Here is a 19235-nt window from a genome sequence, read left to right on the forward strand (position 1 = left end):
AGTGACGGCGGGCCACGTTAGAGTTAACGGCGAGTGAGCACGCATAGGTGTCGTAGATCACAAGTATCAGAAGGAGGCGCGATGGGACTTCTGGAGACCATCCACAGCCCACAAGACCTCACCAGATTGTCAGGACAGCAGCTTTCCCGCCTGGCCGCGGAAATCCGAGCCTTCCTCATCCGTACTGTCTCTCGTACGGGCGGCCATCTCGGCCCGAACCTGGGCGTCGTCGAACTCACGATCGGCATTCACCGTGTGTTCGACTCTCCCCGCGACAGCATCGTTTTCGACACCGGCCACCAGTCCTACGTACACAAGCTCCTCACCGGCCGTCAGGATTTCGCCTCCCTCCGGCAGCAGGGCGGACTTTCGGGCTACCCCTCGCGGGCAGAATCAGTGCACGACGTCGTTGAGAGCTCACATGCCTCGTCCTCGCTTTCCTGGGCGGATGGAATCTCCCGCGCGCGGATGCTCAACGGCGAGGAGGACCGCTCCGCCGTCGTTCTCATTGGAGACGGTGCGCTCACGGGCGGCATGGCGTGGGAGGCCATCAACAACATTGCGGCGGACAAACGCCGCCGCGTCGTTATCGTCGTGAATGACAATGGGCGTTCCTATGCACCCACGATCGGCGGCGTGGCCGATTATCTTGCGTCCCTTCGTCCCACCCTGGACTCCGTCCGTACCCACCGCGTGTATGAGGGAACCCTCGACTGGTGGAAACGGAAGCTGCAGAACGGCGGTCCCGTCGGCCGCTTCGCATACAAGAGCCTGCACGCAACGAAGAAGGGCGTGAAGGACTGGTGGGCGCCCCAGGGCCTCTTCGAGGACCTGGGCATGAAGTACATCGGCCCCATCAACGGCCACGACCTCGCTGCGGTGGAGAACGCCCTGACCCACGCGAAGAATTACGGTGGCCCGGTCATTGTCCACGCCATCACTGAGAAGGGCCACGGGTACGCGCCCGCACGGGCTCACGAGGCAGATCAGTTTCACGCGGTCGGAATCATCGATCCCGAGACCGGCGAGCCGATTGGCGCGGGTGGTCTGCAGTCGTGGACGTCGGTGTTCGCGGAGGAGATTGCGGCCATCGCCGATGAGCGGAAGGACATTGTCGGAATCACCGGCGCCATGCTCATTCCGGTTGGACTCCACAAGTTCGCAGCGAAGCATCCGGACCGCGTGTTCGACGTCGGTATTGCGGAACAGCATGCGCTCACCAGTGCCGCCGGCATGGCTTTCGGCGGCCTCCATCCCGTGGTCGCGCTGTACGCCACCTTCCTGAACCGCGCGTTCGACCAGCTCCTGATGGACGTCGCGCTCCACAAGGCGGGCGTGACCATTGTGCTGGACCGCTCCGGCGTGACCGGCCCGGATGGTGCATCCCACCACGGCATGTGGGACCTCTCGATGCTCCAGATCGTTCCCGGGCTGCACCTGGCCGCGCCGCGGGACGCCAGCCGGCTCCGGGAGGAGCTCCGTGAGGCCGTTGCCATCAGCGACGCGCCCTCGGTAGTGCGTTACTCAAAGGGAAACGTCGGCGTTGAGGTTGAAGCCATCGAGCGGCTCTCCGACGGTGTGGATGTCCTTTGCCGCAGGCCGGCAGGCTCGCGCCAGAACGACGTCCTCCTCGTCAGCGTCGGCGCCATGAGCGAGATGGCCCTCGATGTGTCCAACAGGCTGGGAGCACAGGGGATCAGCTCCACCGTCATCGACCCCCGATGGGTGCTGCCCGTGGCCCGCTCGGTCATTCAGATGGCTGCGGAGCACCGCATCGTCGTCGTTATCGAGGATGGGGTGCGTGCCGGTGGGGTCGGTTCCCGCATTCGCCAGGAGATGCGGTCGGCGGGCGTTGACACGGCGCTCAACGAGGTGGGCCTGCCGGTGGAGTTTTTGGACCACGGCTCGCGCAGTGAGGTGATGGAAAGGGTTGGACTGACGGCCCGAAAGGTTGCGCAGGACATCGTTGAGCAGGTACTCGGCACCAAGGTTCCCGTGGCCCGTCCGCTGCCCGGCGAGGTGCCCTCTGCTACGGGGCAGCTGCCAAAGCTCTGATACGTCTGGGCGGCCCTGGCGTCTCAGCCCAGGAACGCGCGGGAGAAGCTGAAGAACACCGAGGCGGCGGTTCCCACCAGGAGAAGCACGGCCAGCGGCCAGGCCCATTCGGCAAGGAAGCGGCGCAGGCTCGCCGGAGCCGGAAGATCTCCCTGGACCACGTTCCGGGCCGTCAGCAGTACGGTAAGCACGATCATGACCGCCCACACTGCCATGCAGTACAGACAGAGGATATGGATCGTGAACAGTGCCTGGCTCCACAGCCAGACGACGAACACGAAACCGAGGCTCACTCCGGCCTGCAGCCCGCGCCAGTACCAGCGGGCCGGACGTGCGCCTGAGAACAGGACCATTGCCGTTGTCAGGACCACCGGGAACGCGACACTGCCGATGAGCGGGTTGGGGAAGCCGAACAATGCGGCCTGCCAGGTGCCAAAGACCTCGCCGCACGAGACGAACGGGCTGATATCGCAGGAGGTGACGTAGCCGGGGTCCTGATACAGGGCTAGCCGCTCGAGAACCAGCTGGCCGGAGGCTAGGAAGCCGACGACGCCGCACACCGCCAGGAGCCATGCCATACCGCGATCTGTGGCGAAGGCAGGCACGCCGCCTCCCCTCAGGCCGTGGGAGCCTCTTTGGCCGCCCCTGGAACCCTCATCCATGCACCCTCCTGTGGTCACCCACCAGCGAGTCTAACGGCCGGAACAGCGGGCAGTGATGGGCGTATGAGACAATGAACGTGGCTGGCGCAGGAACCACATTCCGGTGCCGGTCCAGTGACAGGCTTCCGGTTCTACCGGCGACGCTCCTGCGGATTTGGCACTTCCATGGTGAACCCCGCAGAATCCGCCGGGCAGAACCCGCGCTGGTTTCAGCGATCGGCAGGAAAAGCGCCACTGGTCTTCGAGTGATGCCGCGCCCCATGGTTGGCGCGACCTTGAACGACACAATAACGACTTCCGGGTGACGCGTGCATCAGCGCCGCGGACACCCGACCAAGCGCCTCGGGGCGCCGGAATGTGGACGGGGTTCCCGGGGGTGGAGCACAGCCGAATATGGATACAAACGCATCAGATACCTCCGAGGTCCTGACGGATGCAGTCGAGCAAGAAGCACCTGCACGCAAGGCGCCGCGTACGCGCCGCAAGAAGGTCGACGACCTAGCCGAGAGCTCGGGAGCGTCACCCGAGCCCCCGCAGCCAGTGCGCCGCCGTGCCAACCGTCGGGCGACGCAGCCCGAGGTCACTGTGCCCGAGTCACCAACCCAGCCACCGTCGGTCGGAACAGATCTGCCCACGGCTTCCGCAGACGTTCCTTCCGGAGAGGCCGGCGCCGTTGAAGCCGGTCAGCCGCCGGGCGAGGACGCAACGGCGGAGCGCAAGCCCGCACGCGCCCGGCGCACCCGTAAATCTCCTGCTGCAGACAGCGCCGAACCGGTTGCAGAGCCAGCCGCAGAGGTTCCCGCTACGGACGAATCCGCACCGGAACGCCCTGCCCGACGCCGTCGTGTGAGCACCAAAGCCGCAACCACTGAGGACGCAGTTCGTGAGCCGGCAGCAACCGAGCCGGCAGCAACTGAGGCGGCAGTATCCGAGTCCGCAGGAACGGACGCTGAGTCCGTCGATGCTGCTGGCGAGTCCGTCTCCGAACGTTCCCGCCCGACACGTTCGCGTAACCGTCGGGGAACGCGCGGCGGCGAGCAGGCGTCCGATGCAGCCGAAGCGACCAGTTCCGAGGCGGACACTGCGGCGGCCGGCCTTGAGGCTGGCTCGCAGGCTTCCCCCAGTGACCAGAGCGCAGCCTCATCCCCGGTAGCCGATGAGGCAGAAACTTCCAAGGCCGCAGAAGCGGATGACCGGCGCGGACTGGACCCGTTCGCGGTTCCGGACTCGCCGGTTTCACTGCTTTTCCACGCCCCCGACCTCACGGCCGTCGTGCCGCGGACTACACCGAAGACCACCCCCGACGCCGAACCGGAAGATGAAACCGAAGGTGACGACGACGGTGGACGCGGGCGCCGCCGCAACCGGCGCAGCCGGAGCCGCAATCGGTCCGCTGAGGGTGAAGGCGCAGAGTCGGAGTCGCGGACTCAGGGTCCCGCTGAACCCGGCGAGGAGAGCGAGTCGGTGACCTCCCGTCGTCGTCGCCGCCGCCGTCGGGGTGAAGAGGACCTTGAACTGACCGGCGGCCAGGATGATGATCCGCCCAACACGATCACGCGCGTCCGCGCGCCCCGGCAGACCCAGGAAGCGCCGTCGGACCGCGTCACCAGCGTAAAGGGCTCCACACGTCTCGAAGCCAAAAAGCAGCGTCGTCGTGAGTCACGCGATTCCGGCAGGCGCCGCCATGTCATCACCGAGGCGGAGTTCCTTGCCCGTCGCGAGTCCGTCGACCGCCAGATGGTGGTCCGGCAGCGCGACGACAGGATCCAGATCGGTGTCATGGAGGATGGGGTTCTCGCTGAGCACTTCGTGTCCAAGACCCAGCAGGATTCGCTGATCGGCAACGTATACCTCGGGAAGGTGCAGAACGTCCTGCCCAGCATGGAGGCTGCGTTTATCGACATCGGGCGCGGACGCAACGCTGTGTTGTACGCCGGCGAGGTCAACTGGGACGCAGCGGGCCTGGACGGTCAGCCGCGGCGCATCGAACTGGCGCTGAAGTCGGGCGACTCGGTGCTGGTGCAGGTCACCAAGGATCCGGTGGGCCACAAGGGTGCACGCCTGACCAGCCAGATCTCCCTGCCCGGGCGCTACCTCGTGTACGTGCCGGGCGGCTCGATGACCGGCATCTCCCGGAAGCTTCCCGACGTCGAACGCAATCGGCTCAAGCGGATCCTCAAGGACCGGCTGCCGGAGAACGCCGGGGTCATCGTACGCACAGCGGCCGAGGGTGCCAGCGAAGAGGAACTGACCCACGACATCAATCGCCTCCGCTCCCAGTGGGAGACGATCGAGGGCAAGGCGAAGTCCACCAAGACCCTCGCACCGGAACTCCTCTACGGAGAGCCGGACCTCACCATCAAGGTGGTCCGGGACGTCTTCAACGAGGACTTCTCCAAACTGATCGTCTCCGGCGAAGAGGCATGGGACACCATCGAGGCGTACGTCATGTACGTTGCGCCCGATCTGGTGGGCAGGCTCGAGAAGTGGACCAAGGACGAGGACATCTTCGCTGCGCGGCGCATCGATGAGCAGATTCACAAGGCATTGGACCGCAAGGTGTTCCTGCCTTCGGGCGGCTCGCTGGTGATCGACCGGACGGAAGCCATGACCGTGGTGGACGTGAATACCGGCAAGTTCACCGGCAGCGGCGGCAACCTCGAGGAAACCGTCACCAAGAACAACCTCGAAGCAGCCGAGGAAGTTGTCCGGCAGCTTCGGTTGCGGGATATCGGCGGCATTATTGTCATCGACTTTATCGACATGGTGCTCGAAGCGAACCGCGATCTCGTGCTGCGGCGGCTCGTGGAGTGCCTGGGACGTGACCGCACCAAGCATCAGGTCGCTGAGGTCACCTCGCTCGGCCTTGTCCAGATGACGCGCAAGCGTATGGGAACGGGACTGCTTGAAGTGTTCGGCGAAAACTGCGAGCACTGTGGTGGTCGCGGCGTCGTCACTCACGAGGAGCCGGTGGAGCACCGTAGGCACGTCGTGTCGCCGGAGAACCATCAGCAGCACCTGCGGCAGGAGAAGATGTCCCGCAGCGAACGCAAGCGGCGGGCGAAGAGCCAACCGGCGGAGGAACACGTTCCTGCGCCGGAGCAGAAGCCCGACGACGCCGAGCGCCAGGCCCGCGCCGAAGCCGCGAGGGCAGCCCTCGCCAACATTGCGGCCGCTACACATGCCGCACATGAACACGATCACGAGCACGAGGATCACCCCGTGGGTGAAGCGTTGGCGCCTGGCGCAGTGTTGACGATCAACGGCGAGCAGGTGGTCCTCCCGCGCGCGGATAACGCACCCGTTTCAGTGCGCCCTGAGCCACGGCTGACTCTGGAAAGCCTGACGGAGGCCTTTGACCGCTTCCCGGCCGGTGATGAGACTGAGCCCGCCGCTCCTGCCCCGGAGGAGCCTGTGCAGGTCGACAGCGTGCCCGTCGATCCCGTACAGGAAGCTCCCTCCAGTCCGGAGCCGGAGAAGCAGAGCGTCGCCGCAGTCGACGGTTCAGCGCCCTCGTCCGGGCGTCGTGCCCGGCGGCACCGCGCTGCCAGCAGCGCGCAGGGCTCGGCCGCGAACGCCACGATCGAGAGAGCCGCCGGTGAGGCCAGCGCAACTGCGACCGGAACGCAGTACGTTGCTCGGGCTGGGAAGCCTGCACCGAAGACTCAGCAGTCGGAAGAGCCGATGATCCTCGGAGTCGGAGTCCCCGCCTCAGAGCTCTAGGTTTCCTCCGCTTCTCAAACACGCCGTTCCCTCCAGCAGGGAGCGGCGTGTTTCGTTTATGTATGTGGTCTTTTTGTGACGACCCCCGCGAGCAGACGCAGGGTAGGCTAGGACGTAGTGACACGCGGTGCCCGGTCCGGGCTGAGATGAAACGCGTTGAACCTGATCTAGAGATGGCCGCCGGACAGGCGGCCTTTGGCCTAGCGGAGGGATGTCGCGGATGAGTATTCGCACGCTCGTGGAACCTGTAGAACACAACGAACCATTGTCGGCCCAGGCTCGGGTGCGGACCGTCCCGCGCGTCCTGAGCATCGCGGGTACGGATCCCACCGGGGGCGCCGGCATTCAGGCGGATCTGAAAAGCATCGGGGCGCAGGGCGGGTACGGGATGGCGGTTGTCACCTCCCTCGTCGCCCAGAACACGCGGGGAGTGCGCAGTGTGCACACCCCGCCGGCTGCCTTCCTGGAGGAGCAGCTGGTCGCTGTCAGTGACGACGTTGCCATCGATGCTGTGAAGATCGGCATGCTCGGTGACGTGGAGACCATCCGGACGGTGCGCCGGTGGCTACCGCGGGCGTCGGGTGCCGTCGTCGTCCTCGATCCGGTTATGGTGGCGACGAGCGGGGACAGGCTGCTGGCTACGGACGCCGAGGACGAGCTACGCGCCCTGGTGCCGCTGGCGGACCTCGTGACTCCCAACCTGCCCGAACTCGGAGTCCTGCTGAATGAGCCGGTTGCCCCAAGCTGGGAAGCAGCCCTGGAGCAGGGTAAGCGGCTTGCAGCCTCTACAGGCACCTCAGTGCTGGTCAAGGGCGGCCACCTCGCGACCGGGATAGGCGACCAGCCTGGTGACTCGGCGTGCCCCGATGCGCTCGTTGACCCGTCCGACGACGGCGGCGCCGTCACCGTGGTGGGCGGGACCCGCATCAACACGCGAAACACGCACGGCACAGGCTGCTCGCTGTCCGCGGCACTCGCTACGGTCCAGGTGCAGACCCGGGACTGGCACCAGTCGCTGCTCATTGTGAAGAAGTGGCTCCGGGGCGCTCTCGAACGCGCGGACGAATTGAACGTGGGGGAGGGTAGCGGGCCGATCAACCACTTCCACGAGTTCGTGCCGGCCTGGACGTCGAGCACTCCGGGCATCGGGCAGGACACCCGTCCCTTCAGCGAGCAGGTGTGGGAGCTCACCTCCCGTCATCGTTCTGCCATCGATGCGCTGGGCTTCGTGAGGGCTCTTGGGGACGGCACACTGCCCGATGATCAGTTCGCCTACTACCTGGCACAGGATGCTCTCTACCTGAGGGATTACTCCCGCGTGCTCTCCAGGGCCAGTTCGCTTGCACCCACGGAAGCTGAACAACGCTTCTGGGCAGGGTCCGCGCTGAACTGCCTGGAGGTGGAGTCCGAGCTCCACCGGACGTGGCTTTCCGGGCGTGAGTTGCCGACGAGGCAAGGGCCGGTGACCAAAGCGTATGTGGACCACCTGCTGGCAGCTTCTGCCAACGTCGGCTACGCGGTCCTCGTGGCAGCGGTACTGCCGTGCTTCTGGCTCTATGCGCACGTCGGCAACGCCCTCCATGCACAGTGGAGCGGCTCCGGAGCCAGTCGGGAGCATCCGTACGCTGACTGGATTCAGACGTATGCCGATCCGGCGTTCGCTGAAGCCACTGCGCGCGCTATTGCCTTCGCTGACGCCGCCTATGCCGGTGCGTCAACCGCAGATAAAGCCGCGATGATCGACGCTTTCGAAGCTTCGGCCTGGTATGAGCACGAGTTCTTCGACGCGCCGACCCGCGTTGATTTGCGGGAATCCGCGAAATTGCCGTAATCTAGATCTTCGGTGCTGCGCCCTCGTATGACTATTTTGGGGCGTGACTGTGCCGTGAGTGCACAAGCACCCCTCCGGCTGCGCTATCAACAGCGTATGGTCCCGGAACAGTATGCAAACAGTTAGATCGTCGAGAGAAGTGAGTTCCGAAGTGGTGTACGCGATTGTCCGCGCAGGCGGCCGCCAAGAAAAGGTTTCCGTGGGAGACCTCGTTACCCTTGACCGCGTCCCCGGTGAGGCCGGCAGCAGCTTCCAGCTGCCTGCTCTCCTTCTGGTAGACGGCGACAAGGTGACTTCAGCAGCACAGGACCTGGCAAAGGTAACTGTGACTGCCGAAATCGTTGAGAATCTTCGGGGCCCGAAGATTGTTATCCAGAAGTTCAAGAACAAGACCGGCTACAAGAAGCGCCAGGGTCACCGTTCAGAGCTCACCAAGGTCAAGATCACGGGCATCAAGTAACCCTCACCGGTTACTCGATCCATAGATTCTGTTTCAGAAAAAGGCAGGCATAACAGATGGCACATAAGAAGGGTGCGAGTTCCACTCGCAACGGTCGCGACTCCAACGCCCAGTACCTCGGCGTGAAGCGCTTCGGCGGACAGGTCGTCAAGGCAGGCGAAATCATTGTCCGCCAGCGCGGAACCCACTTCCACCCCGGCGCCAACGTTGGCCGTGGTGGCGATGACACGCTTTTCGCTCTCGAAGCCGGTGCCGTTGAATTCGGCACCCGCCGCGGGCGTCGTGTTGTGAACATCGTGGGTGCGGCTGCCGAGTAGTACTCGCAACCGCACACCATAGCAGCGTTATATATAAGCACTAGGGTGGGGTGAGCCGGACCGGCTCACCCCACTTTCTTTTAAGCCGGATAAAATCGGCATTGATGTGAGATTCTCAAGAGGAGTACACCGTGGCAAGCTTCGTTGACCGGGTAGTTCTGCACGTCTCGGGCGGCACCGGCGGACACGGGTGCGTCTCGGTCAAGCGGGAAAAATTCAAGCCGCTGGGCGGGCCTGACGGCGGAAACGGCGGCGACGGTGGAGCCGTCATCCTGCGCGTTGACCCGCAGACAACTACCCTCTTGGACTATCACCATGCCCCGCACCGGCACGCCACCAACGGTGGAAACGGTATGGGTGACTGGCGTGAGGGCCGCAGGGGCGAAACGCTCATCCTGCCCGTTCCGGACGGCACGGTAGTGAAGACGCGCGACGGCGAGGTGCTCGCTGACCTGGTTGGTGAGGGAACCGAGTTCGTCGCCGCAGCCGGGGGACAGGGCGGCCTCGGCAACTCGTCGCTGTCGTCGCAAAAGCGCAAGGCGCCCGGTTTCGCACTCCTCGGCATTCCAGGTGATGCCCGTGACATCGTCCTGGAACTCAAGTCGATCGCGGACATCGCGCTTGTCGGTTTCCCGTCCGCGGGCAAATCCAGCCTGATCGCCGCCATGTCCGCTGCTCGGCCGAAGATCGCGGATTACCCCTTTACCACCCTGCGCCCGAACCTCGGTGTCGTGGAGGCCGGCGATGTCCGCTTCACCATTGCCGATGTTCCCGGTCTCATCGAGGGAGCGAGCGAGGGCAGAGGTTTGGGACATGACTTCCTGCGCCACGTCGAGCGCTGCGCTGCGCTCGTGCACGTGCTGGACTGCGCCGCGCTGGAAACTGACAGGGATCCCCTCCGGGATCTCGAGATCATCGAAAGTGAACTCGATCGTTACGCCGTCGATATGAGTTACGCCGGTCCCGGCGGCGAGGTTGTGCCCCTCAACGAGCGTCCCCGCCTCGTGGCACTGAACAAGGTCGACGTCCCCGACGGCCGCGACATGGCCGAGTTCGTGCGGCCTGAACTGGAATCCCGCGGATACCGGGTGTTCGAGGTGTCCGCTGCCAGCCATGAAGGCCTCCGGCAGCTCGGCTTCGCCATGGCCGAGATCGTGCGCGATGCCCGTAACAAGCTCGCATCCGCGCCTCCGGTTGTCACCCCCGCCGTCCTGCGCCCGCGCGCAGTCAACGAAAAGGGATTCGTCATCCGGCGGGAGGAAAAGAACCTCGAACCGCTCTTCCGTGTTCTGGGCGAGAAGCCTGAGCGCTGGGTCAAGCAGACCGACTTCACAAATGATGAGGCCGTTGGGTACCTTGCCGACCGGCTCGCTAAGTTGGGTGTTGAGGAACAGCTCTTCAAGAGCGGCGCCAAGCCCGGTGACACCGTGGTGATCGGCGAAGGCGACGGCGTCGTCTTCGACTGGGAGCCCACCATGATGGGTGGTGCTGAACTCTTGGCATCACCCCGCGGCACCGATATTCGTCTTGCGGAGTTCGTGCGTCCCACACGTGACCAGAAGCGTGAGGATCACCAGACCCGCAAGGACGCCCGGGCTGCCGCGCGCGCCGAGCTCGAGGCGGAGAGGAAAGCCGGCATCTGGACTGAGTCGGTCAACTACAAGAACTCCGGCCCCAAGCCCGCGGGCAGTGACGGCGGCTCTGACGGCAACTCTGACGACGGAGCCTGACACACCGCCTTACTTCAGACAGTAGAAAACCGACAGAAGGAATAGATGACCGTAAAGCGCCCCCTCAAGACCCGTTCCGGACTGGCGAAAGCCAAGAGAATTGTTGTGAAGGTAGGTTCGTCCTCTCTCACGTCACTCTCCGGAGGACTCTCCGACGAAGCGCTATTCGCTCTATCCGATGTGCTGGCTGCGCGCCACAACGAAGGCACCGAGGTCATCCTCGTTTCTTCGGGTGCGATCGCAGCCGGCCTGGCTCCGCTGGGCCTGGCACGGCGGCCCAACCAGCTCTCATCCCAGCAGGCTGCAGCCAGCGTGGGACAGGGGCTGCTCATGGCCCGCTACACCCATGCGTTCGGTGCTCACGGTGTCACGGTCAGCCAGGTGCTGCTGACGCTCGATGACCTGATGCGGCGAAGCCACTACGCAAACGCCCACCGTGCAATGGAACGGCTGCTGAACTTCGGCGTCGTTCCCATCGTCAACGAGAATGACACGGTAGCCAGCTCTGAAATCCGCTTCGGAGACAACGACCGCCTCGCCGCACTGGTGGCGCACCTGGTGAAGGCCGATGCGCTCGTCCTGCTCTCTGACGTCGACTCCCTGTACGACGGTCCGCCCAAGGCGGGAGCGAAGCGCATTCCCGAGGTCCGCGGACCCGAGGACCTCGAGGGCGTGAGCATAGGCCGGACGGGGAAAGCCGGCGTCGGAACCGGCGGCATGGTTACGAAGGTTGAAGCTGCCACCATCGCTGCTTCCTCCGGCATTCCCGCTCTGGTCACCTCCACGGAGAACGCGCGGCGCGCCCTTGCAGGTGAGGACGTCGGCACCTGGTTCACCACGAACGGCCGCCGCCAGCCCATCCGTCTGCTGTGGCTGGCTCATCTGGCCCGCATTCAGGGCACGCTGACTCTCGACGACGGCGCGGCGAAGGCTGTCGGGCAGCGGCGGCGGTCGCTGCTGCCGGCAGGGATCGTCTCGGTCAGCGGCGAGTTCGAGGCGGGGGATCCCGTCGAGATGGTGGACCACGCAGGCACAGTGATCGCCCGGGGGCTCGTGAACTACAGCTCGTTCGAACTGCCGCGGATGCTGGGCAGGTCCACCGGTGAGCTCTCGCGGGAGCTCGGCCGCGAGTATGAGCGCTCGGTGGTTCACGTCAATGACCTGGTCGTCCTGAACGCCGCCCCATCTGACTGACCCCCGGCTGGGGTTGTGGGGACGCCCTCGTTAGACTGGAGGGATGACTGACGTGACTACACAGCAGACTGCCCACCAGACCACCACCGACCCTGCAGGCGGCGAGCAGCCGGCCACACCGGTGAACGTCGAGCAGGCTGTGCACGCCATCGCGGACCGTGCCCGTACCGCCTCGCGAATCATCGCCCGAGCCAACCGCTCCCATAAAGACAAGGCGCTCGTGGCGATCGGTGAGGCACTGGTTGCCAAACAGGCAGTCATCCTGCGTGCCAACCAGCAGGACCTCGAAGCCGGGCGCGCCAACGGTACGTCCAAGGCGTTGCTGGACCGGCTCAGCCTGAGCGAGGAGCGCATTGCCGGGCTGGCTGAAGCGCTCGAGAACCTTGCAGGACTGCCCGATCCGGTAGGAACCATCGAACGCGGCCAGACGCTGCCCAACGGCGTCCGCCTCCGGCAGGTGCATGTTCCCCTCGGCGTGGTGGCGGCCATCTACGAGGCGCGTCCCAACGTCACGGTGGACATTGCCGGCCTCGCACTGAAGAGCGGCAATGCGGTCATCCTCCGCGGGGGAAGCGCAGCCGCGCATACCAATGCCGCACTGCTTGGCATCATCCGCGACGCCCTCGATCGCACAGGTTTGCCGTCCGACGCCGTCCAGACCGTCGACGAGTTCGGCCGCGAGGGAGCCAACGTGCTGATGAAGGCCCGCGGCCGGGTGGATGTCCTCATTCCCCGGGGCGGCCATGACCTGATCCAGACCGTCGTCAAGAATGCCGCGGTGCCCGTCATCGAAACCGGTGAGGGCAACGTCCACATCTACCTCGACGAGAGCGCGGACGAGGAGATGGCGGTCGACATCCTGCTCAATGCAAAGACCCAGCGTCCCAGCGTCTGCAACACGGTTGAGACCCTTCTTGTCCACAAGGACGCGGTGGCAGCCCCGGCCGTCCTGCAAGCACTGTCCCGGGCCGGCGTCCGCATCCACGCGGACAGCCGGGTCCAGGCCATCCTCCCCCAGGGCGTCACGGCGGAACCAGCGAACGACGACGACTGGGCACGTGAGTACATGGACCTGGACATTGCGGTGGCCATGGTGGACACGGTGGACGAAGCCCTGGAACACATCCGGACCTGGAGCACCGGTCACACTGAAGCAATCATCACCAATAATCTGGCGCGCTCCGAACAGTTCATCGCCGGTGTGGATTCAGCCGCGGTCATAGTGAACGCCTCCACTCGCTTCACGGACGGCGGCGAGCTGGGCCTGGGTGCGGAGGTGGGTATCTCCACGCAGAAGATGCACGCGCGCGGCCCCATGGGTCTGCGCGAACTCACCACCACGAAGTGGATCATTCAGGGCGACGGGCAAATTCGGCGGTAGGTCACTGACGGGCGGCTCGGGCGCGTTTCGCCTGAGCCGCAGTTCGAGCGGCCTGCCGTTAGCGCGTAGGATAGTACGGAAACTGTACTGAAGTTACGCCTTGATCCGTGCCCCGCCGGCGTGCGGACATCTCGTTCCCAAGGGGAGAAGAATGCTGACCCAGATCCTCAACGTTGCAGCGGAGACTGCCGAACACCACGCTGAGCTTCCTATGCCTGCCATCGCGTACGGTGCCCTCATTATGGGAGCACTGCTGGTGCTGATGTTCGCGACCATTTCGTTCACCAGTCTGGGGCACCGCCATGAGGCGGTTCCGGAGCACGCGGATCCGCATCGTCAGCACCCGAACAAGCACGATCACGGCGAAGCTTCCCAGCACTGATCTCCTTGACCGTTCCTCCCAAGTCCACTACCGAGCAGGGGATTCATCTGAGCGCTCTGAGCTCCGGCGGTTCAGGTCGCTGGCGTCTGGGGGTGATGGGTGGAACTTTTGATCCGATCCACCACGGTCACCTCGTAGCGGCCAGTGAGGTAGCCGCGGCGTTCGATCTGGATGAAGTGGTGTTTGTCCCCACCGGCCAGCCGTGGCAGAAGAACGTCAAGGAAGTCAGCCCGGCGGAACACCGCTACCTGATGACCGTGGTGGCCACGGCGTCGAACCCGCGGTTCACGGTGAGCAGGGTGGATATCGACCGCCCGGGCCCTACTTACACGATCGATACGCTCCGCGACCTGCACGCAACACGTCCGGAAGCCGAGCTGTTCTTCATTACCGGCGCGGACGCGATGGCGCAGATCCTGTCGTGGAAGAACGTTGATGAGCTGTGGTCGCTTGCGCATTTTGTCGGGGTCACCAGGCCGGGACATGAGCTGAGTACGCAGCGCAAGGATGTCAGCCTGATGGAGGTCCCGGCGATGGCGATCTCCTCGACGGACTGCCGGCGGCGGGTGTCCGATGATGAACCGGTCTGGTATCTCGTGCCGGACGGCGTGGTGCAGTACATCGCCAAGCATGGGCTCTACCGGAAGGGCGGGCCTACTACGGGAACGCCGGTCCAACCTGAAGTGTCCACAACAACATGACAATCACTGGGTGAAGAAGTAATGAGTAACGGTCACGAGTCCGCACAGAGCCGGAGGTCGCTCCGGCAAGCGCGCGCGACTTCTGGCGCGGAGCATCAATTGCCGTCCCCTGGAGGTTCCGAGGCGCGCGCGGCGTCCGTACACCGGCCGCTTGCGAAGTCCGCCAAACCGGCGGCCGTCAGCCTTGAGCCTGCGCCGGCCCGCGAGCGGCGCAGCCGGCGGGCAGCGGATGCTCCGGTGGACGCGCCGTCGTCTGCTCCTTCGACGGAACGTGTGTCGCAGGTGCGCGCCCGCGACCGCGAAATGCTCCGCAATTATCGTGCGCTGGCGGACCAGCAGGCTGAGCGGCCCTCCAGCGTCCCCACTCGGCGGCAGCTTCGTCTTCAGCAGCAGGCCGCCCGGGAAAAGGCGCTGCAGGCCGAAGCGGTCCCGCCAATCAACCAGGATGACCAGGACGGCCAGCCGGACACTGCGCACCGGGGCGAGATGACCGTGGAGCAGGCGCTGGCAGCCCGCGAAGCGATCATCAACCAGGCAAAGAACCAGGTCGCGGTGATGGAGGCAGCCGCCAAGGAAGATCCCTTCTCGGTGGACCTGGAAATCCTCGCCCAGCAGAAGGCGCTTGCCGAGCGGGCTGCCGTGCTCAATACGCGTGCGCAGAAGATTCAGCAGCTCACGCAGGAGAACCGGCAGCGCAAGCCGCTGCTCAGTGACCCGACGACGGCGCACAACCTTTCGATCGTCTCGCCCGTGGAGTTCATTCGCCCCCTGGTAGAGAGCCCGGACGCTCCGGCGCCGTCAACCTCCCATATTCCTGTCGTGACCAAAACTCCGCCGGCCTCGAGCAGCAGCTCACCTGGCCCCGCGGCGCCTCCAGCGCCTCCCCAGCGCACGGCGTCCGACGGCAGGGACGCAGAGCAGCCGGTCGTTACCGCCCCGGCTGTGCCGAGTAACCCGCCGTCGTCGGCTCTGTCTCCTGACTCCGCGGGACGTTCACGCGTACTCGCGGAAGCGGAAGCGATGGTGCGCCAGCAGCGCCGTCCAGGGTCCGACGGCGTCACCCCCATCCGTGCGCGCAGCGCCCACGGACTGGACCCCCTTGACGCCATGACCGCGGGCCTGGCTCGCGTTCAACGCATGCGGATAGCGCAGTATTCGGTAGTTGGATTGGGCGCGCTCGCGCTCATTACCGGAATCATGATGATTGTCAGCGGCGCTTAGCTGCTGACCACACCCTAGGAGATTAGTGAGCGCATCGGAATCGTCCATTGCGATTGCCCGCACCGCAGCACGTGCGGCAACGGACAAGATTGCACAGGACATCGTGGCCATGGATGTCAGTGAACGCCTCGCGATCACTGACGTCTTCCTCGTGGCCTCGGCCCCCAGCGAAAGGCAAGTCAACGCGATTGTCGACGGCATCGAGGAAGAACTCTCCAAGCAGGATTTGAAGCCCGTACGCCGCGAGGGCCGCAGCGAAGGCCGTTGGGTGCTGCTTGACTACGCAGAGGTGGTCATCCACGTCCAGCACCAGGAGGACCGAGTCTTTTACGCCTTGGAGCGACTGTGGGGCGACTGCCCCAAGGTGGACCTCCAGTTGGAGGACGGCGCAAACGTCGCGGCCTCCGACAATGAGTCTGCTGACGCGGCACCTGCCGGCACAGCGCCCGCCGACGCCGAGTGAGCCCACGCGCCGTCGACAGCGCGGCGGGTGACTCCGCGCCCGAGGGTCGCAGGATCGTATTCTGGCGGCACGGGCGGACTGAGTGGAATGCGCGCGGCCTGTTCCAGGGCCAGGAAGACATTGCCCTCGACGATCTCGGAAGGCAACAGGCCACGCAGGCTGCTTACGAGTTGAAGCACCTGTGGCCGTCGCTCATTGTCTCGTCCGACCTTGAGCGGGCGCGGGAAACCGCTGCCGCGCTGTGCGTAGCCACCGGGGTCACCGCCAGCACTGACGCGCGGTTCCGGGAGACCTACGCCGGCCGCTGGCAGGGCCTTGCCTTCGCCGAGATCGGACGCAGGTTCCCGGCAGACCAGCAGGCCTGGCATGAGGGCGATCCTCGTGTCACCGCCGGCGGGGGAGAGAGCCGGCTTGCGGTGGGGGAACGCATGAAAGCGGGAACGCTCGACGCGGTCGCCGAACTACGGCCCGGCCAGACCCTCGTGGTGGTCAGCCATGGTGGAGCCATCCGTGCAGGCGTTGCCGCTCTGATGGGCATTCCACCGGAGCTGTGGGGATCATTGGCGGGTGTGGCGAACTGTCACTGGTCGGTGCTGGAGGAGCTGAATCCGTCGTCGTCACCGGTACCGCTGAGATGGCAATTGACCGAGCACAATGTCGGTTTGGCTTCCATGCCGTCCACCCCATTGGAGGGCTGAAACGGCCCAACCGCACCGATTTTGCGGGGGCCGGAAAATTGTCTAAACTGGACAAGTTGCTTCGGCCGGTCAGGACGGGGCAAACGAGTTTGGGGCTGTGGCGCAGCTGGTAGCGCACCTGCATGGCATGCAGGGGGTCAGGGGTTCGAGTCCCCTCAGCTCCACCAAATTCACCCATCGGAAATGCCTCGCCTCACGGCGGGGCATTTTTGTTTAGATTGACCTCATGAACCCGCTCACCGAACTCACCCTGAAACAGCTGCAGCAACGGACCAGCATCAAGTGGCGGCGATACCCGGCAGATGTGCTCCCACTGTGGGTCGCTGAGATGGATGTTCCGCTGGCGCCACCCGTCCATGCCACGTTACGGCGGGCGATAGACCTCGGTGACACCGGCTATCCCGCGGGGGATGACTACGCAGAGGCGTTCCGCGGCTTTGCAGCCGACCGTTGGGGCTGGGACGACGTCGGACTGCACCGGACGGCCCTCGTCCCCGACGTCATGATGGGGATCGTCGAGACTTTGCGGCTGATCACGAAGCCGGGAGACGTGGTTGTGATCACTCCTCCTGTCTATGCACCATTCTTCGCTTTCGTCACCCATGCCGACCGGTCCATCGTCGAAGCGCCGCTTGGCGGCGACGGCCGCCTGGACCTGGACCGTCTCGATGGCGTGTTCCAGCATGCGCGCGCCCAGTCCGAGCATCCCGTGTTCCTGCTGAGCAACCCGCACAATCCCACCGGAGTGGTTCACACCCGGCAGGAGCTCGAAGAGGTCTCAGTCCTTGCCCGTCGTTACGGCGTACGGGTTATATCCGATGAGATCCACGGGCCGCTTGTTCTTTCCGGCGCCCGCTTCACGCCGTACCTCAGCGTTGAGGGAAGCGAGGACGCCTTCGCACTGACTTCCGCATCAAAGGCGTGGAACCTTGCCGGCCTGAAGGCGGCGCTCCTGATCGCGGGCAGGGCCGCGGCATCCGACCTCGCCCGGCTTCCGGAAGAAGTCAGTCACGGTCCAAGCCACCTTGGCGTCCTTGCACATGCGGCTGCCTTCCGCGAGGGAGGTTCCTGGCTTGACGCCCTGCTGGCCGGACTTGAAGACAATCGCGAGCTTCTCCACGGGCTGGTCTCCGAGCATCTCCCAGAGACTTCACTCCTGCGCCCGGAAGGGACGTATCTGGCGTGGCTCGACTTCCGTGCACTGGACCTCGACGAGTCATCACAATCCGGGGATCTCGCCGTGGTTACCGAGGTTGCCGGACCGGCACGGTTCTTCCTCGATCACGCGCGCGTTGCCCTGAGTTCGGGGCACGTCTTCGGACACGGGGGAGCGGGCCACGCGCGGATCAATTACGCCACCCACCCCGACATCCTCACCGAAGCTATCCAGCGCATGGACCGTGCGCTCAAGGAACGGAGAGTGGGCTAGCGCCGGGCGGCATACGCCTTGAGCACGCGGTCCGCCGCACCACCGAGGTTCCACTCGGTGGCGAGCTTCTTCAGTGTCTCTTCCTGCCCGGCATCAAGCGGCCGAATCCGTGAATCGAACGATCCCAGATCCAGGTCCCGGACAACGCCCACGACCGTAGGAGCGACAGCCAGGTAATCGGCAGCAGCCGTGAGTTTTTGGCGTACCGACGCCGACATGGCACTGGACGGGTCCTTGCTCGCCTCGATAATCCCGTCGAGATCGACGAATTCCCTGAGCAGGCTGGCCGCCGTCTTGTCACCGATGCCGGAGACCCCGGGGAGCCCGTCGGAGGTGTCACCCCTCAGCGCGGCGAAGTCGGCGTACTGGCCGGGAAGCACGCCGTACTTGCCTACCACGGTCACATCGGTCACTGCCTCAAGCTTGCTCATTCCCCTGGCGGTGTACAGAACGCGAACTGCCGTGCCGTCGTCGACCAGCTGGAACAGATCCCGGTCACCGGTCACGATATCGACTGGCGAGGTGGCCTGGCTGGCAAGGCTGCCGATGACGTCATCGGCCTCGTGATCCGTGGCTCCGATGATCGGCAGGTTGAGCGCGGCAAGGACCTCGCGGATGAGGGGGAGCTGGGCAACCAGGCCCTCCGGCGTCTCCTCCACATCTGGGCCGTCCGGAACTTCCCTGGCCACCCGATGTTCCTTGTAACTGGGGATAAGGTCTACCCGCCACCTGGGCCGCCAGTCATCGTCCCAGCAGGCCACAAGGTGTGTTGGCTCGTAGTCGGTCGTCAGGCGGGCGATCATGTCCAGCAGCCCGCGCACGGCGTTGACCGGCATCCCGTTTGCTGCCTTGAGGCTGTCGGGCAGCCCGTAGAAGGCACGGAAATACAGGGACGGAGTATCCAGAAGCATCAGTCGTTCGGCCACCCTCTGATCCTTTCACGGGCGGAGCCCGGAACCACGACGTCGGCACGGAAACGAGCGGGCGA

Annotated in this window: 16 protein-coding genes, 1 tRNA gene and 1 riboswitch; of the genes, 15 read left to right on the forward strand and 2 right to left on the reverse strand. The window is 64.9% G+C overall.

The annotated features are described in order from the left end of the window. Positions 1-81: 81 nt before the first annotated feature. Positions 82-2055 (forward strand): 1-deoxy-D-xylulose-5-phosphate synthase, encoded by a 1974-nt coding sequence (gene dxs / locus AC5RTB_RS13155; RefSeq protein WP_494061520.1) that lies wholly within the window; start codon positions 82-84, stop codon positions 2053-2055. Positions 2056-2078: 23 nt separating this feature from the next. Here the strand turns inward: dxs and AC5RTB_RS13160 are convergent, their stop codons facing one another. Further along, a complete protein-coding gene (locus AC5RTB_RS13160; protein ID WP_494061521.1) occupies positions 2079-2717 on the reverse strand; it encodes a vitamin K epoxide reductase family protein in 639 nt (212 codons plus the stop codon). A 393-nt stretch (positions 2718-3110) separates the two neighbouring features. On the opposite strand from AC5RTB_RS13160, the gene AC5RTB_RS13165 reads away from it, so the two are divergent. The 14 genes from AC5RTB_RS13165 to AC5RTB_RS13230 all read left to right on the forward strand — a co-directional run bounded on the left by AC5RTB_RS13165 (position 3111) and on the right by AC5RTB_RS13230 (position 18247). After that, positions 3111-6440, forward strand: a complete 3330-nt coding sequence (locus tag AC5RTB_RS13165; protein WP_494061522.1) for an Rne/Rng family ribonuclease — start codon at positions 3111-3113, stop codon at positions 6438-6440. Positions 6441-6553: 113 nt separating this feature from the next. Continuing rightward, positions 6554-6669, forward strand: a riboswitch (TPP riboswitch). Beyond that, entirely contained in the window at positions 6661-8271 is a 1611-nt protein-coding gene (locus tag AC5RTB_RS13170) for a bifunctional hydroxymethylpyrimidine kinase/phosphomethylpyrimidine kinase (RefSeq protein ID WP_494061523.1), read from the forward strand. Its footprint overlaps the riboswitch before it by 9 nt. Positions 8272-8422: 151 nt before the next feature. Continuing rightward, entirely contained in the window at positions 8423-8731 is a 309-nt protein-coding gene (rplU, locus tag AC5RTB_RS13175; RefSeq protein ID WP_299165252.1) for a 50S ribosomal protein L21, read from the forward strand. Positions 8732-8787: 56 nt separating this feature from the next. After that, entirely contained in the window at positions 8788-9048 is a 261-nt protein-coding gene (rpmA, locus tag AC5RTB_RS13180; protein ID WP_026545518.1) for a 50S ribosomal protein L27, read from the forward strand. A gap of 131 nt (positions 9049-9179) precedes the next feature. Next, positions 9180-10778 carry a GTPase ObgE gene (obgE, locus tag AC5RTB_RS13185; protein WP_494061524.1) on the forward strand — a complete coding sequence of 533 codons (1599 nt, stop codon included), beginning with the start codon at positions 9180-9182 and terminating at the stop codon, positions 10776-10778. Positions 10779-10823: 45 nt separating this feature from the next. Next, positions 10824-11972 carry a glutamate 5-kinase gene (gene proB / locus AC5RTB_RS13190; protein ID WP_494061525.1) on the forward strand — a complete coding sequence of 383 codons (1149 nt, stop codon included), beginning with the start codon at positions 10824-10826 and terminating at the stop codon, positions 11970-11972. Positions 11973-12015: 43 nt separating this feature from the next. Further along, positions 12016-13353 (forward strand): glutamate-5-semialdehyde dehydrogenase, encoded by a 1338-nt coding sequence (locus AC5RTB_RS13195; RefSeq protein ID WP_494061526.1) that lies wholly within the window; start codon positions 12016-12018, stop codon positions 13351-13353. A gap of 151 nt (positions 13354-13504) precedes the next feature. Then, entirely contained in the window at positions 13505-13735 is a 231-nt protein-coding gene (locus AC5RTB_RS13200) for a hypothetical protein (protein WP_494061527.1), read from the forward strand. Between the two features lie 56 nt (positions 13736-13791). Then, positions 13792-14436 carry a nicotinate-nucleotide adenylyltransferase gene (nadD, locus tag AC5RTB_RS13205; RefSeq protein ID WP_494061567.1) on the forward strand — a complete coding sequence of 215 codons (645 nt, stop codon included), beginning with the start codon at positions 13792-13794 and terminating at the stop codon, positions 14434-14436. A gap of 99 nt (positions 14437-14535) precedes the next feature. Further along, positions 14536-15657, forward strand: coding sequence for a hypothetical protein (locus AC5RTB_RS13210; protein ID WP_494061528.1), 1122 nt, complete (start codon positions 14536-14538; stop codon positions 15655-15657). A gap of 25 nt (positions 15658-15682) precedes the next feature. Further along, positions 15683-16120 carry a ribosome silencing factor gene (gene rsfS / locus AC5RTB_RS13215; protein WP_494061529.1) on the forward strand — a complete coding sequence of 146 codons (438 nt, stop codon included), beginning with the start codon at positions 15683-15685 and terminating at the stop codon, positions 16118-16120. Beyond that, on the forward strand, positions 16117-16818 hold the full coding sequence (locus tag AC5RTB_RS13220) for a histidine phosphatase family protein (protein ID WP_494061530.1): 702 nt from the start codon (positions 16117-16119) through the stop codon (positions 16816-16818). The genes rsfS and AC5RTB_RS13220 overlap by 4 nt, the downstream gene beginning before the upstream one ends. A gap of 91 nt (positions 16819-16909) precedes the next feature. After that, positions 16910-16985, forward strand: a tRNA-Ala gene (locus AC5RTB_RS13225). Positions 16986-17044: 59 nt separating this feature from the next. Continuing rightward, entirely contained in the window at positions 17045-18247 is a 1203-nt protein-coding gene (locus AC5RTB_RS13230) for a MalY/PatB family protein (protein WP_494061531.1), read from the forward strand. On the opposite strand, the gene AC5RTB_RS13235 is transcribed toward AC5RTB_RS13230, so the two are convergent. Further along, on the reverse strand, positions 18244-19173 hold the full coding sequence (locus AC5RTB_RS13235) for a 5'-3' exonuclease (RefSeq protein ID WP_494061532.1): 930 nt from the start codon (positions 19171-19173) through the stop codon (positions 18244-18246). The genes AC5RTB_RS13230 and AC5RTB_RS13235 overlap by 4 nt on opposite strands. Between the last annotated feature and the right edge of the window lie 62 nt (positions 19174-19235).

The sequence above is a fragment of the Arthrobacter sp. M71 S08 genome (genome assembly GCF_059089725.1).